Origin of the sequence: Sphingomonas lycopersici, assembly GCF_026130605.1 — a bacterium.
In the GTDB taxonomy this organism is placed as follows: Bacteria; Pseudomonadota; Alphaproteobacteria; order Sphingomonadales; family Sphingomonadaceae; genus Sphingomonas; species Sphingomonas lycopersici.
This window is the reverse complement of the sequence record NZ_JANFAU010000014.1, coordinates 79,042-93,628: the sequence shown is the minus strand read 5'-3', so window position 1 is coordinate 93,628 and position 14,587 is coordinate 79,042. Positions and strand designations below refer to the sequence as shown.

The following is a 14,587-nucleotide window of genomic DNA, read 5'->3' as shown; positions in this document are numbered from 1 at the left end:
AGGAAATGATGTTGAAGGCCGGATCGAACGAATTCGGACACATTGCGGCCACCGGGTAAGGGTCGCCGTCAGCCCAAGACCGCGACGCTCCGCAAGATCACCCGAACCAGTTCGGTCTGGCGGCGAACCCCCACTTTGTTGAGGATCGTCTTGCAATAGGTACGCACGGTGTTTTCGGTCAGCCTCAGCCGCTCGGCTGCCTCGCCAAGGCACGAACCGGTCGCGAGCAGCGTCGCGAGATGCGCCTCGGAGGGAGTGAGATCGAACAATTGCGTCACCAGCCGCTCGACCGGCTGGACCTGCCCGGCGCCGGCGAAATAGACCACCACCGCAGGCGCGCTGTCGTGCGTCTGGATGCTCGCGCGGCGCAGCGAGCGTACCAGCACCCCGATATGCTGCGACCGCGGGCTTTCCAGCCGCATCGCCTCGACGAAGGCGGGGCCGTCGCGGTGCGCGGTGGTGGCGAGCGCCTTGTCGATCAATTGCTGCAATTGCTTGTTAGGCGCGCGGCTGACCAGTTCGAGCCGCCCGCCGCTCGATGCCGCCACCTCGCCCGCGCCGAGCATACGCTGCGCGGCGCTGTTGGCGCGCAGGATCTTCCCGGAGCCCGACAGGATCAAGGTGCTGATCGTCAGCCGGTCGAGCGTGTCGATCAGCGCCTGCAGCTCGGTTTCGTTGCGGGTGATCCGCGCGAAGATCGCCAGCGCCTGTTCGAGATGCGGGCGCAACGCGCGCAGCATCGCCTTGTCGTCATCGTCGAAATCGGGGTCGTCGGCGCCGTTGATGACGCCGATATTGCCCTCCCAGCCGCCCGGCTCGGCGATGTACATGCCGAGCTGCTTCTCCAGCCCCCAAGGGCCGAGCACCTCGCGATAGAATTGGCTGCTCGACAGGGCAACGCGATCGACCACCTCGTCGAGCGTGAAGATCGCCCCCGGCCGGTCGAGCGCGTTGCGCAGCGGGTCGAGGTGCCCGATCTCGGCGTGTCGGGCGTGGATGCGGCGGACCTCCGGCGCGGACAAGGGCGGGGGTTTGCCCCACAGGACCAACGGCGGAATGCCCTGCCGGCTGAGCCGCAGCACCAAGGCTGCATTGCGCGCACCCATCCGGTCCGCCAGCGCCGAGAGGAAACGCTGCCACGGCGGGGTTTCCATCGGGCCGCTGTAGATCAGCGACACCAGATCGTCGATTTCCAGCAGCGGGCGCTCAACCGGCATAAGCGAGCGACCCTCCGGTCATTGCGCGCGCTCCATCTCGGCGAGCGCCCGGCGGTAGCGACCCATGCCGGTCGCGAGCATGACGAACATGACCGGCAGCACGACCGCGCCGGTGATCGCGATCGCGTAGCGCAACGCGCCTTCGTCGCGGAAACCGAAATCGGTGATTGCGGCGATTGTGGTTGCGCCGAGACCGAGACCGATCAGATTGACGAACAACAGGGTGAGCGCCGTCACCTGCCCGCGCAGCCGATTGGGAGTAACATCCTGGATCGCCGACAGGATCACGCCCTGCGCCGCCTGCCCGACCAAAGTCGCCACCGCCATGCAGCCCAGCGCGAGCCCAGCGCTCGGCATCAAGGGGCCGACGATCAGCGGCGCGGCCTTGATCGCGGTGGTGCCGAGCACGATGCGCAAATTGCCGTCGGCGCGCCCGCGCCGGATCAGAAACCCCGACAGCCAGCCGCCGCTCAATGTGCCGACCGTGCCGCACACCAGCATCAGTGAGCCGTAATAGAGACCGATCTGCCCCGGCGTCAGATGATAGGTGCGCCCGAGAAAGGTGGGATACCAGAGGCTCGTCCCGATCGCGAGCAGCCCGGAGAGCGAGGTGACCCCGATCAGCATCAGATAAAGCCGCCAGCGATCGCGCACATAGCGCACGACCTCGCGCACCGGGATCGCGCCGGCATCGCCGAGCCCGGCGGTCTCGCGGCGCGCCGGCTCCCTGATCGTCGCGATCAGCGCGGCGACGATCACCCCGGGCAGCCCGACCGCGACGAACACCAATTGCCACGGCGCCAGCCCGCCGAGAAAGCCGAGCCCCAGCGACCCGTCGCGCCCGAAATGTTCGAGCAACGCCCCGCCGATGATCAGCGCAAGCCCGCCGCCGATCGGGTAGCCGATCGCATAGAAGCTGATCGCGAGCGCGCGGCGCTGCTTCTCGAAATAATCGGCGATGATCGAATAAGCCGTGGGGCTGAGCGTCGCCTCCCCCACCCCGCAGCCGACGCGGGTGAGGAACAACATGCCGAAGCTGCGCGCGAAACCGCAGGCCATCGTCATCGCCGACCAGAACAGCACGCCCGCGACGATCAGCGGGGTGCGCCGCCGGGTGCCGTCGACGAAGCGGCCGATCGGCATCGCCGCCAACGAATAAAGCAGGGCGAAGGCGAAGCCCTGCAACAGGCTGACCTGAAAATCGCTCAGCTTCAGGTCGGCCTTGATCGGCTCGACCAGCAGGGTCAGGACGCGGGCGTCGATCGCGCTGAACGCATAAGCGAGCGACAGCACCCCGACGACATACCAGCGATAGACGCCGGCGCGCGCGCTGGGGGCGGCATCGTTCGCCGCAGCGACCGACGCCGGTGCGATCGAGGCCATCCCCCCGCCCCCGCTCACCACGCCGATTGCGGATCGGCGCGAAGCAGGATGTTCTCGGTGCGCAGCCGGAGCATCTCGTCGCCCTTCTCGCTTTCGGGGAGTAGCCAGAAACGGCCGGCGCGCAGGCCTTCGACCGCGAAATCGGCGACCTCCTCGGGCTCGGTCAGCGCGATGTTGAGCCCGGTGGTCTTCACCAGATCCTGCATCGTGCGATAGGCGACCGCATCGGGCGGGGTATCGCCGACATAATCGGCCGGCCGCACCAGATTGGAGGCCATGATCGCGGTGTTGACCGTATTGGGGCCGGGGAACAGCACCGCCGCGTGCACCTTGTCCCCGGCGCGGAGCAATTGCTGGTAGAGCACCTCCGAAATGCTCGTCACCGCCGCCTTGGTCGCAGCATAGATCGGGGTATTGGGCAAGGAGCGCAACCCGCCGTTCGAGGAGGAGGTGTTGATCACCACCCCCTCGTCGCCGCTCGCCAGCATCCGCGGCACGAACGCCTTGATGCCGTGGACCACCCCGAGCACGTTGACGTCGATCCCCCAGCGCCAGTCGTTGAGCGGCAAGGTCCAGATCTCGCGCTTGGCCTCGCCCAGCCCGACCCCGGCATTGTTGAACACCAGATGCGCGGCGCCGAACCGATCGTAGACCGACGCGGCGAGCGCATCGACCGAGGCCTCCTTGGTCACGTCGACGGTGAGGCCGGCAGCGGCGCCGATCGCGGCGACCGCCTCGTCGAGCGCCTGCTGGTTGATATCCGCCAGCACCACCCGCGCGCCTTCGCGGACCAGCCGCGCGCCGATCGCGCGGCCGACCCCGCTGGCGCCGCCGGTGATGACGGCGACCTTGTCCGCGAAATCGCGCATCAGGCGGCCTCGACCTCGGCGACGCCGATCTCGAGCCCGACATTGGCGGGATCGTCGAAGCGACCGACCCAGTGATCGGCGATCCACTCGCCCGGCACGGTGCGGAGCAGCCGCCCGCCGGTGACGGTCGCGCCCTCGACATATTCCATCGACACCAGCCGGCGGACCGGAATATCGACCAGCGGATCATAAGCCGATTCCGCCAGCGTGATCGTGCCCGTCATATCGGCGCGGGTGGTGTAATTGCGCTGCCAGTCGAGCTGGGTGAGATAGACGTCGCCGTCGAACTTGGTCGGGTCCTGAATGTCGATCAGGCCCTTGTAGCAGTAGATATATTCCTCGAACTGCCGCGGGTTGGCGTTTTCCGCGCCGATCTCGCCCTCGATCGTGCAATAAGTGATGCCGTGGCGCGAGCAGGTCGCGCGGACGTGATTGCCGTTCTTCTCGAAGCTGGTCGTTGCGATCTTCTTCGGCTCGCCGAACCGCTCGCGCCCGCTGGTGACGACGCTCTCGCCTTCCATCGCCATATGGAAACAATAAGCCCCGCGCTGGCTCTCGTAATCGCACACCACGCCCATTGTCAGCGCGCCGATCTCGACCGTCCGCTCGGGGGTGACGTGCATCGCGACATGCGCGAACTGGACGAAGATTTCCGGCCGCGCGACCGGCGTCAGCGGGCGCGGCAGCATCGCGGCATAGACCGCCGGATCGGTTTCATAGATCGCGCGGATCGACCGCACGCTGTTGTTGAGGCCGCCCGCCGAACGCGTCGCGACCGGGCCCATTCTGTAGCGCAATGCCGTCATAGCAAATCTCCGTCGTTACCCGGCGCGCACCGCGCCGGATTTGTGCAGGACCAGGGGAAATCAGATCGACGTTATTCGGCGGCGACCATCTGCGCCCCGCCGCCGGGGGGCGCGTAAAATTGTTCGAAATAGCGGCGGAAGCGGAGGATCGGCCCGTCGCCGTCGCACAGCAGCGGGCGGGCGCGGTGGATCTTCTTGTCCCAGATCGGAATATCGCCCTCCACCCCGGTCTGCCCGGTGGTCGAGGCGATCGCCGCCTGGATCGCCTTGTCCTCGAACGACCCGGGCTCGACGACCGGGTGGGTGAAGCAGAAGCGCAATTCGCACTCGTCCGCCTCGATCGGCGTCACCAGCACCTGCAGCGCGAGCGTGACCAGCCCGGTGAGATGCGTCGTCTTCTGCCCCGCGCCGTTCTGGACGGTGGTGACGCTGGAATTGACGATCTTGGTTTCGCCGGTCGGCAGCGTCATCGTCCGCACGCCATTCGCCTCAGAACGGCGAATATGCCCGTCGTAGCGCGCCTCGCCCTCGGGCACCGCGTCCATCCGGTGGACATATTGGAAATGCGCGAAATCGACGCCGTTCTCGGCGATCTCCTGCGGGTTGCTGCGGAAGCGCCATTCGCGGCGGGTCTGCGGCGCCCAGCCCGGCTCGGTGAACTCGGCCACCGTCAGCACGTCATAGAGCGGGGCGATATCGTGCGGGTGATACCAGGCCCAGACCACCCCGTTCGCCTCGGTGACGGGATAGCGGCCCGCGATCGGCTCGCGCTTGCAGATCGGCGGGAAAGCCTTGGCATAGGGAATGTCGACGCAGAAACCGTCGGGGCGGAACGCCCAGCTATGGAACGGGCAGCGGAGCACGTCGCCCTCGACCACCCCGCCATGCCCGAGATGCGCGCCCATATGCGGGCAATAGGCATCGAGCACCCCGGCGACCCCGCTATGGTTGCGGAACAGCACGAGATCGCGCCCGAAATAATGCAGCGATTTGACGTCGCCCGGCGCCAATTCGTCCGAATAGGATACGAAGAACCAGCCGAAGGGGATATCCATCGGAAAGCGGACGATTTGGGGCATGTATTCCTCTCCATGCCGGCCGTTGATCGGCTTCGGTATTGGCGGCATCCTATCAACTGCGTCCCGCGGCGAAAGTCCGCGTGCGGGAACGTACTGTTCACGCCAGACGTCTAATCCATATCGTCGTCGAGCCCTTCGGGGGACGAGAGGTCGGCCGGAATCAGGCTTTCGACCATCCACGGCCGCACCCGCCGTTTCTGCGCCAGCCGCGAGGTGAGATAGTCGATAAATGCACGCGTCGCCGTAGGGGTAATGCCCGGCGGGAAGACCGCGCGGACCTCCTGATCGAGGAAGGTCCAGTCGGCAGTCGCGGCGAGCAGATGGCCGTCGATCAGATCCTGGCGGACGAGCGAGATTGGCAGATGGGCAAGGCCCAATCCGCGCCGCGCCGCCCAGCGCAGCGCGACCCCGCTGTTGCTCGTCCAATTGCCCGAGACGCGCGCGGCGACCCCGTCGTTGAACTGGAACAGCCCGCTCGGCGCGGAGAGGCATTGGTGATCGGCGAGCGCCTCCGGCGTTTCCGGCCAGCCATGTTGCGCGACATAATCCGGGGAAGCGCAGAGGCAATATGACAGATAGCCGAAGAATCGCGCGCGGAGCGACGAATCCCCGAGCGAGCCGTAGCGGATCGCGACGTCGAACGTCTCCTCCGACAGGTTGGCTTCGCTCAAATAGGCGATCACCTGGATCGAGATATCGGGATGCCGCGCGCTGAAATCGGCGAGCAGCGCCGACATGAAATCCGAGCCGAAGGTATCGCTGAGCACGATCCGCAAGCGCCCGATCGGATGCGACTGGAATTGCGCCATGCTGCGTTCGAGCGCGAACAGATCGCCCTGCATCGCGACGCAGCGCTGGTGGAAGAATTCGCCTGCCGCGGTGAGCGACAGCCGCCGCGTCGTCCGCACGATCAATTGCGCGCCGACGCGCTGCTCGAGCTCGGCGACCGTCTTGCTGACGAAGGATTTCGACGCCCCCAGCCGCTCGGCCGCTGCGGTGAAGCTGCCGGCGGCGATGACGGCCAGAAACTCGTCGATCCCACGCCACGCCGACATCCGCCGCTCCTGCCACTTGTCAGAAGCATAGGTGGCGGCAGCAGGCAAAGAAAGCGTCATAGCCCTCCGCTCGGGTGCTGTCGCATTTGAACGACAGCGGGCCCCTCCTTGTGCTCCCGCGAAGGCGGGAGCCCAGACTGGGTCCCCGCCTTCGCGGGGACACAAGAAGGGGTCGAAGGCAGAAGCGATGGCGCGGGCAACTGCCCCGCCACCCTCCCGGAGTCAGTGGTCAAGCGGCTATTCCGCGGCCTGACGGACGAACAATTCCTTCTTCGGCCCGATCCGTGCGGCGATCTTCCACATCGCATCGGCATCGAGATCATAAGCGCCGAGGGCATTGGTGCCGAGCATCTGCTGGATATCCTCCTCGGGCAGCCCGCCGAGGCTGAGGTTCATCTTCTCCAGCGTCTCGGGCCAGGTGCCCTCGGGGTGCGGATAATCGGTGCCCCACAGGATGCGGTCGATGCCGATCTTGTAATAGGCCTCGGTCGTCTCCTCGTCGGGCAGCGCCGAACAGCCGACATAGATGTTGCGCTGGAAATATTCGCTCGGCTTCATCGACATATTGGCATTGTAATCGCCAAGCTTGCCCGAGGTGTGCTTGACCGAGGCGCGGATATCCATCAGCTCGATCATCCACGGGAACCAGAATTCCCCGCCGGCCTCGGTGAACATCACCTTGAGCTCGGGATATTCCTCGAACACCCCGCCGAACATCATCGACCACATCGGGCGCGTCAGGAAGAAAGCGAATTCGCACAGATAGGTGCCGATCCAGCCCGGCTGCGTCATGTCGTAATCGGGCGAGCCGCCGCTGTGGAAGTGGAGCGGCATGCGATATTCCTGCAGCAGCTCCCACACCGGATAATAATCCTTGTGGTTGTACATCTTGTAGCCGTCGGTGATCGCCGGGAAGAACACCCCCTTGAGGTTGTTCTTCTTCGCCCAGCGGATTTCCTTGAGCGTCTCCTCGATATCGAACAGCGCCGGGATCACCGCGAGGCCGAGCCGGCGATGCGGGTCCTCGGCGCAAAATTCGGCGAGCCAGCGATTATGCGCGCGCGCGCCGGCCCATTGCAGCTCGGGGGTCGAGGCATTGGGCTTCAGCCCGACATCGGCGCCGAACGGCGGCGCGTTGCGCTCGGTGATCCCGTCGGGGAACAGGATCTCGGCGACCACGCCGTCGCGATCGAGCTCGCGATTGCGGATCCGGCTGTCCCATGCGCCTTCCAGCCCGTCGCCCACCTTGGCGCGCCACTTGGTGTTGAAATCGTTGATCAGGAAGAGCTTTTCCCGCTCCTCGCGCGCCTTGATCTCCTTGGCGAGCGCTTCGTCGAATTGCGGGTGATATTTGGCTTCGAGATAGTTGCGATATTGTTCGGGGGGCAAGCCGACATGGCCATCCGACGAGATCACCAGATATCTGTCCACGATCGCTCTCCACATTGCGCGGCCGTCAACGCGCGCCGCTGATTGTTGATGACGGGGGATTTTTGCGCCGCCGATCGGGGCGCAACAAGCAACTGGCGGTGAACGATCAGTCGCTCCACGGAAACATTCGCCGCGGCCGCGTCAGAAACGGATCCGCACCTCGCCCCCCACGCTGCGCGGATCGGCCCATTGCCGCACCGCGAGCACGCCGAGGTTGATCCCGCTGTTCCAATAAGCCGTGTCGGTGAGGTTGCGGCCCCATAAGGCGATCTCGGCGGTGGTGTGGTCGGTCAGCGGGATATCGGTGAGTGCGATGCGCGCGTCGAGCGTGCCATAGGCCTTGCGCGTCGCGAGCGTATCGGGGGTGATCGTCGCCCATTGCATCGCGCGCCACGACCAGTTTGCGCTGGCCTCGATCGCTGCCCGCCCGACCGGCACGCGATAGACCCCGCCGATGAGATAATTCCATTTCGGCGCGAGCGGAATCTTGTAGGTGCTGGTCACGTCCTGCCCGCTCGGCAGGACGAAATCGGTGTATTTGGCGTCGAGATAGCCGCCGCCGACATTGATCGTCAGCCCGCCGAACGGTCGGATGCTGCCCTCCACCTCGACCCCGGTGAACTTCGCCTCGCCGGCGTTGATGATATTGGTCGTCACCAGTTCGGGGACGAACACCCCGGCCTGGAAGTTCTTGTAGATCGAATGATAGGCCGACAGGTTGAGGCTGACCCGGCGATCGGGGCTGATGAACTTGGTGCCGATTTCGTAGGAGGTCAGCTTCTCTGGGTCATAGGGCGAATTGAACGCGGCGTTGGTCGAGGCGGTATCGTTGATCCCGCCCGATTTGAACCCGGTCGCGAACCGCCCGTAGAACGACCAGTCGGGCCGGACGCGATAGACGATGTTGAACTCGGGATTGACCTGCGACCAGCTGTCGCGGCGCGACAGGGGGATCAGGTCGTACGGCCCGAGCCCGCCCGCGCCGGGCCGCGCGCCCGCCGCCGGCTGGCCGCTGCGCGTGATCGGGCTGCCATTGGCGTTGCGCGCGAACACCCCCGAGCCGACCGCCGCCGGATTGGCCGCATAGGCGCTGTTGGCGAGGAACAGTTCGTAAGCGCGCTTGCGATCCGAGGTGTAGCGAAGCCCCACCGCGATATCGAGCTTCTTGTCGGCGAACGACGGCGTCCAGGTCAGCTGGCCGTAGCCCGCGACCGAACGGTTGCCACCGCCGCGATCGCTGAGATCGTAGTTGTTGCCGCCGAACTGGAAGTTCCAGCGCGGGTTATAGACCGAATAGCTGTCGTTCGAATAAAAGCCGCCGAGCGTATATTTGAACTCCGCCCCCGATCCGAGCAGCTGCACTTCCTGGGTGAACGATTCATAATCGTTGTTGAGCACGAAGCGCACCAGATCGACCGGCGTGCCGTCGAAATCGGAGAGGCTGCGCGACTTCATCGTGCGCCGCGCGGTGATCGAGCGCAAGGTCAGGTCGCCGAGCGCGCTGTGCCCGACATCCCAGTTGAGCGTCAGCGCATGCCCCGTCACCTCGAAATTGGAACGGATCGCGCTCTGCGCCGAAACCTGATCGGGGCCGGGGCGATCGGGGAAGACATAGGGCCGAACGAGCCCCCTGAGCGCCGCCGGGAAGGACGCGCCGATCGCGCTGATCGCGAGCACCGTGGGCGTGCCCTTGTTGTTGCTGATGTCATAAGCGTAACGCGCCGAGAAATTGCTCGTCGGTTCCCACAGGACATCGGCGCGCGCGGCGACCTGGCTCATCCGCCCGAAATCGCGCCTCGTCGCGGCATTGTGCCAATAGCCGCCCTGATCGTTGCCCGAATAGCCGAGCTTGATCTTGACGTTGCTGATCGCGGGCAGATCGACGCTGATGCGGCGCTGAAACTTGTTCCACTGGCCGTAGCTCAGCCAGATCTGGCCGCCGAACTCGCCGGTCGGCTTTTGCGTGATGAGGTTGATCGCGCCGCCGATCGTATTCTTGCCGTAGAGCGTGCCCTGCGGGCCGCGCAGCACCTCGACCCGCTGCAGATCGACGGTATCGAACGCCGCGCCGGTCGATTTCGAGATCGGCACGCCGTCGAGATAGAGCCCGACCGGCTGATCGCGCGCGAGGCTGGTGTCCGCCGACGGCGCGAGCCCGCGCATCGAGATCACCGGACTGAAGCCGTTGCCGACCGTCTGGTTGATCTGGATATTGGGGATCACCGCCTGCGCATCGTTGACGGTCTGCACCCCGGCGCGTTCGAGCGCCGCGTTGGACAAAGCGGTCACCGCGATCGGCACGTCGATCAGCCGCTGCTCGCGGCGTTGCGCGGTCACCACGATATCGGCGCCGACCGCGGTGGCCTGCGGCTGATCGGGTTCGGCGGGTGCGGTCTGCGCCTGCGCGATCGCGGTCGACGCGGCCGAAGCCAGACAGAAAGCCACCAATTTGCCGGCGTTGCGCATTCATCCCCCTCCCAAGGCCACCGCTCGTCCTTACGAGTCGGGTCATCCGGTCAGACTGGGGGAAGCGCGGCGGCCACAGCAATCACCATTTGGGAACCCCTGCCCCGGCGATCGCCCATTGCGCCACTCTTCCCCAGACGCCACACCTCGACCCGGTCGATGATCGATTCGGCGCCCTTATCCGGAGACGGCAGTGAACGCAGGCGTGCCGCCCGATCGACAGCCCTCTCTAAACGGTCCGACTTACCGTTGGCGTGAAGAAACCATTCTCGGCCTGTTGCTCAGCCTGATCGCCTGTATCGCGTCGATGTCGATCGTATTCCGCGACGCGATCGTCAGCGGTTTCGATCTCGGGTTCGGCGACCGTGCCGACGGGCTCATCGAGATCAGCCTTCTCGAACATTGGCGGTCGGTGTTCACGCGGGCCGAGGTCTGGAACCAGCCGCTCTATTTCCATCCCTATACGGGGACGCTCGGCTATAATGACGGCTATTTCCTCTCCGGGCTGATCTATTCGGCCTGGCGCCTCGCCTTCGACCCTTTCGTCGCCGATACGCTCACCGCTTTCACCTATAAGACCATCGGCTATGCGGCGACGCTCTGGCTGGTGCGCGGCATCCTGCGGTGGAACTGGGGCGCCGCGATCCTCATCGCGTCGCTCGCGACGATCTCGAACAACATGTTCGTCCAATCGGGGCACGCGCAGATCCAGACGCTCGCGCTGCTCCCGCTCGTCGCGTCATTCGCGATCCTCGCGGTTCGCGCCGAAAGCGATCGGCGGCGAGGCGCGCTTCTCTGGGCCGCATCGGCCGCGGCGTTCATGGGCGCATGGCTGCTCACCGCTTTCTATTTCGCGTGGTTCGCGATCTATTTCGTCGTCGTCCTGGCCGGATGCTGGCTGGGCGTTGCGGGCTTGTGGCACCCTGCCGCGCTGCGCGAGTTGGCGGAAACGCACTGGCGCAGTTCGACGGTGTTCGCGGGCGTGTTCGCAATCGCCGCGATACCGTTCCTGCGCGTCTATCTCCCCAAGGTACGCGAGACCGGGGGGCATGATTTCATCCTCTTATATACCGTCCAGCCGATCGACCTGTTCAATGTCGGCGAGCGCAATCTGCTATGGGGCTGGCTGATCCGTGGGCTCGACCGCGTGGTGCAGACGCAAGCGCTGCCCGACGGGTGGTTCGATGGCCTCGCCGCCGGCGGGGAGCATATAACCGGTTTCCCGCTGCTGACCTTCGCATTGCTCTGCGCCGCCGGCTGGCGGGTGATCCACCGGCGCGACGGCCCCCGGTTCGCGCGCATATTCGCGCTGGCGATCGCGATCGGCTGGGCGCTGACGCTGCGCTTCGGACCGGTGTCGCCCTGGGCCTTGGTGCACGATCTCGTGCCGGGCGCGCGGGGGTTGCGCGTCGTGCTGCGCTATCAGCTCTTCCTGGTGTTGCCGGCGTTGCTGCTGATGGGGATTGCCTTTCGCGACGATCTCACCCGGCTCTGGCGTCGCCGGCCGTGGATCGCGGGCGTGATCGTCGCGCTGCTCGTCGTCGAGCAGCTCAATGCCGCACAACCGACCCAGCTCAGCCGCGCGGCGCAGCTGACCGCCTTCGCCGCGGTCCCGCCGCCGCCCAAGGACTGCGCCAGCTTTTACGTCGTGGCCGCGCGGCGCGGCGAGCTGCATTACGGCGATGCGCTTCACAGCGGGCTTTATCCACACAATGTCGACGCGATGTTCCTCGCCGAGCAATGGGGCGTGCCGACGATCAACGGCTTCTCGACCTTCAACCCGCCCGACTGGAATTTCGCGATGCCCGATGCGCTCAATTATGACGCGCGCGTGATCGCTTATGCCCAGCAGCACGGGCTGCAGCATATGTGCCGGCTCGATATGCGGGACCCGGTGCCGTGGCGGCAGCTTTAGAGATCAGCGAATCCCCACCTCGATCCGCGCGATCGCGCCGTTGAACCGCGTGCCGCCCGGCAGGTCGACCACCGTCGCGCCGGTATCGCGGCCGATGTCGAAGGTTTCGCCGAGCCCCGCCGCGACGAAGGCGGTGCGCCCGATCCGGCCACGCGCCACCTCGCGCCCGTCGATGCTGATCGTCATCGTACCGCCCTGCCCCGGCATGCCATCCGGCTTATAGGCATAATCGAGCTTGTGCCGGCCCGGCGCGACACGCGCCGCGGCGGCGATGCGGAATTGGTCGTCGGGCTTTTGCGACGCGGCGTGGACGACGAACGGACGCCCGTTATCGAAGCCGAAGCTCCACCCGGCGAAGCGGCTGCCGCTGGCGATCAGCACACCGCGCGCGCCGTCCTTGGGCACATCGATGTCGGCGTCGATCGCAAAGCCGCGGACGTTGATCGGCGGCGCCTTGCTCTGCGCAACGCTGATGTCGGCGCCCCAGTAGACATAGGCACGCGGCTTCGGCGGGGGCATCGCCCCCAGCGCGCGGATCGTCCCCTGCCGGTCGTCAAGCGGATAGACGTTGTTCGCCTTGGCCTCGGCATCCCATTCGGCGCGCAGCGCGGCGACCCTCGCCGGCTCGGCGGCGGCGAGATCGTGCGCCTGGCTGAAATCTTTCGTGAGATCGTACAGCTCCCATTTGTAATCGGTCGGCAGCCCGCCCGATCCACCCATTTTCCACGGCAACCGCCCCGGCGTGGTGCTCGCCATCCAGCCGTGATCGTAGATCGCGCGGTTGCCGAGCATCTCGAAATATTGCCGCACATGCCGCTCGGGCGCCTGCGGCGCGTCGAAACTGTAGACGAGGCTGGTGCCGTCGATCTTCTGCTGGCGCACCCCATCCACCACATCGGGCATCGCGATGCCGGCCGCCTCGAGGATCGTCGGCATGATATCGTTGACGTGGCCGAACTGGGTGCGGATTCCGCCCTTGTCGCGGATCCGCGCCGGCCACGAGACGACCATGCCGTTGCGCGTCCCGCCGAGGTGCGAGCCGACCTGTTTGGTCCATTGGAACGGCGCGTTGGTCGCCCACGCCCTGCCGACCGGATAGATTTCGTAGCTGTCCGGCCCGCCCATCCTGGGCATTTGCGAGAGCAGCCAGCGGGTGTCCTCCTTCATCGCGTTGGCGAGCGCGCCGAGTTCGTTGGTCGAGCCGGTCAGCGCGCCCTCCGGGCTGGCGCCATTGTCGCCCTCGATGAACACCACCAAGGTATTGTCGATCTGGCCCATCCGCTTGAGCTCGTCGAGCACGGTGCCGATCTGATCGTCCTGATAGGCGAGCATCCCGGCGAACACTTCCATCATATGCGCATAGACGCGCTGCTCGTCGGGCGAGAGGCTGGACCAGGCGGGGATTTCCTTCGGCCGCGGGGTCAGCGCGGTATCCACGGGGACGATCCCGCCGGCCTTCTGCCGTGCCAGGCTGTCCTCGCGCAATTGATCCCAGCCCGAATCGAACTTGCCCTTGAAGCGCGCGATCCACTCGGCAGGCGCCTGATGCGGCGCATGCGCGCTGCCTGGGGCGAGATAGGCGAAGAACGGCTTGTCGGGCGCCGCGGCCTTCTGCCCGTGGATCCAGTGGATCAGATCCTGCGCCAGATAATGATCGAGCGTAGTCGTCATCGGCGGCATCGCGACCGGCGAGGTGCCGCGATAGAGCGTCGGGCGCCACTGGTTGGTGTCGCCGCCGACAAAACCGTAGAAATATTGGAAGCCAAGGCCGGTCGGCCAGAGATCGAACGACCCGCTGTTCGCATCGTCCCCGCCCTGCGGCAGATTGTGATGCTTGCCGATGAAGGCGGTGTCATAGCCGTTGAGCCGCAGCACCTGCGCCACCGTCGCGGCGGAGCGCGGGATCACCGACCAATAGCCGGGATAGCCGCTCCCGGTATCCGAGACGATGCCGTTGCCGACCGCATGATGATTGCGCCCGGTGAGCAATGCCGCGCGGGTGGGCGAGCACATCGCGGTGGTGTGGAAGCGCGTGTAGCGCAGCCCGTTCGCCGCGAGCTGATCGAGCGCCGGGGTCGGCACCGGGCCGCCGAAGGCGCTCGCCGCGGCGAAGCCGACATCGTCGGTCAAGATCAGCAGCACGTTGGGCGCCCCCGCCGGCGCCTGCACCGGGCGGGGAAAAGCGGGGGTCGAATCGGCGAAGGTCATGCCGATCTTCCCGGCGAACGGCGCGGGCGGCCTGGGCAGAACGACATCGGCCTGCGCCATCGCTTGCGACGCAGCACCGCACAGAAGCAGCGCACAGGATATTCCGCAAAGTGTGGTTTTCAATGTCACGAACCCCTCCGTTGCGAAGGAACTATACG

10 protein-coding genes are annotated in these 14,587 nt (G+C 66.0%); 1 reads left to right on the top strand and 9 read right to left on the bottom strand.

From position 1 onward, the window contains the following. Positions 1-68: 68 nt before the first annotated feature. From NED98_RS20180 to NED98_RS20145, 8 genes are all read right to left on the bottom strand, one after another. Positions 69-1,217 carry a helix-turn-helix transcriptional regulator gene (locus NED98_RS20180; RefSeq protein WP_265314213.1) on the bottom strand — a complete coding sequence of 383 codons (1,149 nt, stop codon included), beginning with the start codon at positions 1,215-1,217 and terminating at the stop codon, positions 69-71. Positions 1,218-1,235: 18 nt separating this feature from the next. Then, on the bottom strand, positions 1,236-2,600 hold the full coding sequence (locus NED98_RS20175) for an MFS transporter (RefSeq protein WP_265314212.1): 1,365 nt from the start codon (positions 2,598-2,600) through the stop codon (positions 1,236-1,238). A gap of 14 nt (positions 2,601-2,614) precedes the next feature. Next, entirely contained in the window at positions 2,615-3,469 is an 855-nt protein-coding gene (locus tag NED98_RS20170; protein WP_265314211.1) for an SDR family NAD(P)-dependent oxidoreductase, read from the bottom strand. After that, positions 3,469-4,275 carry an acetoacetate decarboxylase family protein gene (locus NED98_RS20165; protein WP_265314210.1) on the bottom strand — a complete coding sequence of 269 codons (807 nt, stop codon included), beginning with the start codon at positions 4,273-4,275 and terminating at the stop codon, positions 3,469-3,471. The genes NED98_RS20170 and NED98_RS20165 overlap by 1 nt, the downstream gene beginning before the upstream one ends. Positions 4,276-4,346: 71 nt before the next feature. Beyond that, complete coding sequence (locus tag NED98_RS20160) at positions 4,347-5,354, bottom strand: Rieske 2Fe-2S domain-containing protein (protein WP_265269027.1); 1,008 nt, start codon at positions 5,352-5,354, stop codon at positions 4,347-4,349. A gap of 110 nt (positions 5,355-5,464) precedes the next feature. After that, positions 5,465-6,469: a LysR family transcriptional regulator gene (locus NED98_RS20155; RefSeq protein WP_265269026.1), complete on the bottom strand. Its 1,005-nt coding sequence runs from the start codon at positions 6,467-6,469 to the stop codon at positions 5,465-5,467. Between the two features lie 177 nt (positions 6,470-6,646). Beyond that, entirely contained in the window at positions 6,647-7,840 is a 1,194-nt protein-coding gene (locus NED98_RS20150; protein ID WP_265314209.1) for an amidohydrolase family protein, read from the bottom strand. Positions 7,841-7,981: 141 nt separating this feature from the next. Next, on the bottom strand, positions 7,982-10,306 hold the full coding sequence (locus NED98_RS20145) for a TonB-dependent receptor (RefSeq protein WP_265314207.1): 2,325 nt from the start codon (positions 10,304-10,306) through the stop codon (positions 7,982-7,984). A 307-nt stretch (positions 10,307-10,613) separates the two neighbouring features. Between NED98_RS20145 and NED98_RS20140 the strand changes: the two genes are divergently transcribed. Beyond that, on the top strand, positions 10,614-12,221 hold the full coding sequence (locus NED98_RS20140; protein ID WP_265314205.1) for a hypothetical protein: 1,608 nt from the start codon (positions 10,614-10,616) through the stop codon (positions 12,219-12,221). Positions 12,222-12,224: 3 nt separating this feature from the next. Here the strand turns inward: NED98_RS20140 and NED98_RS20135 are convergent, their stop codons facing one another. Continuing rightward, positions 12,225-14,558, bottom strand: coding sequence for an arylsulfatase (locus tag NED98_RS20135; protein WP_265314204.1), 2,334 nt, complete (start codon positions 14,556-14,558; stop codon positions 12,225-12,227). Between the last annotated feature and the right edge of the window lie 29 nt (positions 14,559-14,587).

Excerpts from the sequence above, each read along its gene's own strand:
- NED98_RS20180 (WP_265314213.1), bottom strand. The coding sequence starts at position 1,217 with ATGCCGGTTGAGCGCCCGCTGCTGGAAATCGACGATCTGGTGTCGCTG.
- NED98_RS20175 (WP_265314212.1), bottom strand. The coding sequence starts at position 2,600 with ATGGCCTCGATCGCACCGGCGTCGGTCGCTGCGGCGAACGATGCCGCC.
- NED98_RS20170 (WP_265314211.1), bottom strand. The coding sequence starts at position 3,469 with ATGCGCGATTTCGCGGACAAGGTCGCCGTCATCACCGGCGGCGCCAGC.
- NED98_RS20165 (WP_265314210.1), bottom strand. The coding sequence starts at position 4,275 with ATGACGGCATTGCGCTACAGAATGGGCCCGGTCGCGACGCGTTCGGCG.
- NED98_RS20160 (WP_265269027.1), bottom strand. The coding sequence starts at position 5,354 with ATGCCCCAAATCGTCCGCTTTCCGATGGATATCCCCTTCGGCTGGTTC.
- NED98_RS20155 (WP_265269026.1), bottom strand. The coding sequence starts at position 6,469 with ATGACGCTTTCTTTGCCTGCTGCCGCCACCTATGCTTCTGACAAGTGG.
- NED98_RS20145 (WP_265314207.1), bottom strand. The coding sequence starts at position 10,306 with ATGCGCAACGCCGGCAAATTGGTGGCTTTCTGTCTGGCTTCGGCCGCG.
- NED98_RS20140 (WP_265314205.1), top strand. The coding sequence starts at position 10,614 with ATGTCGATCGTATTCCGCGACGCGATCGTCAGCGGTTTCGATCTCGGG.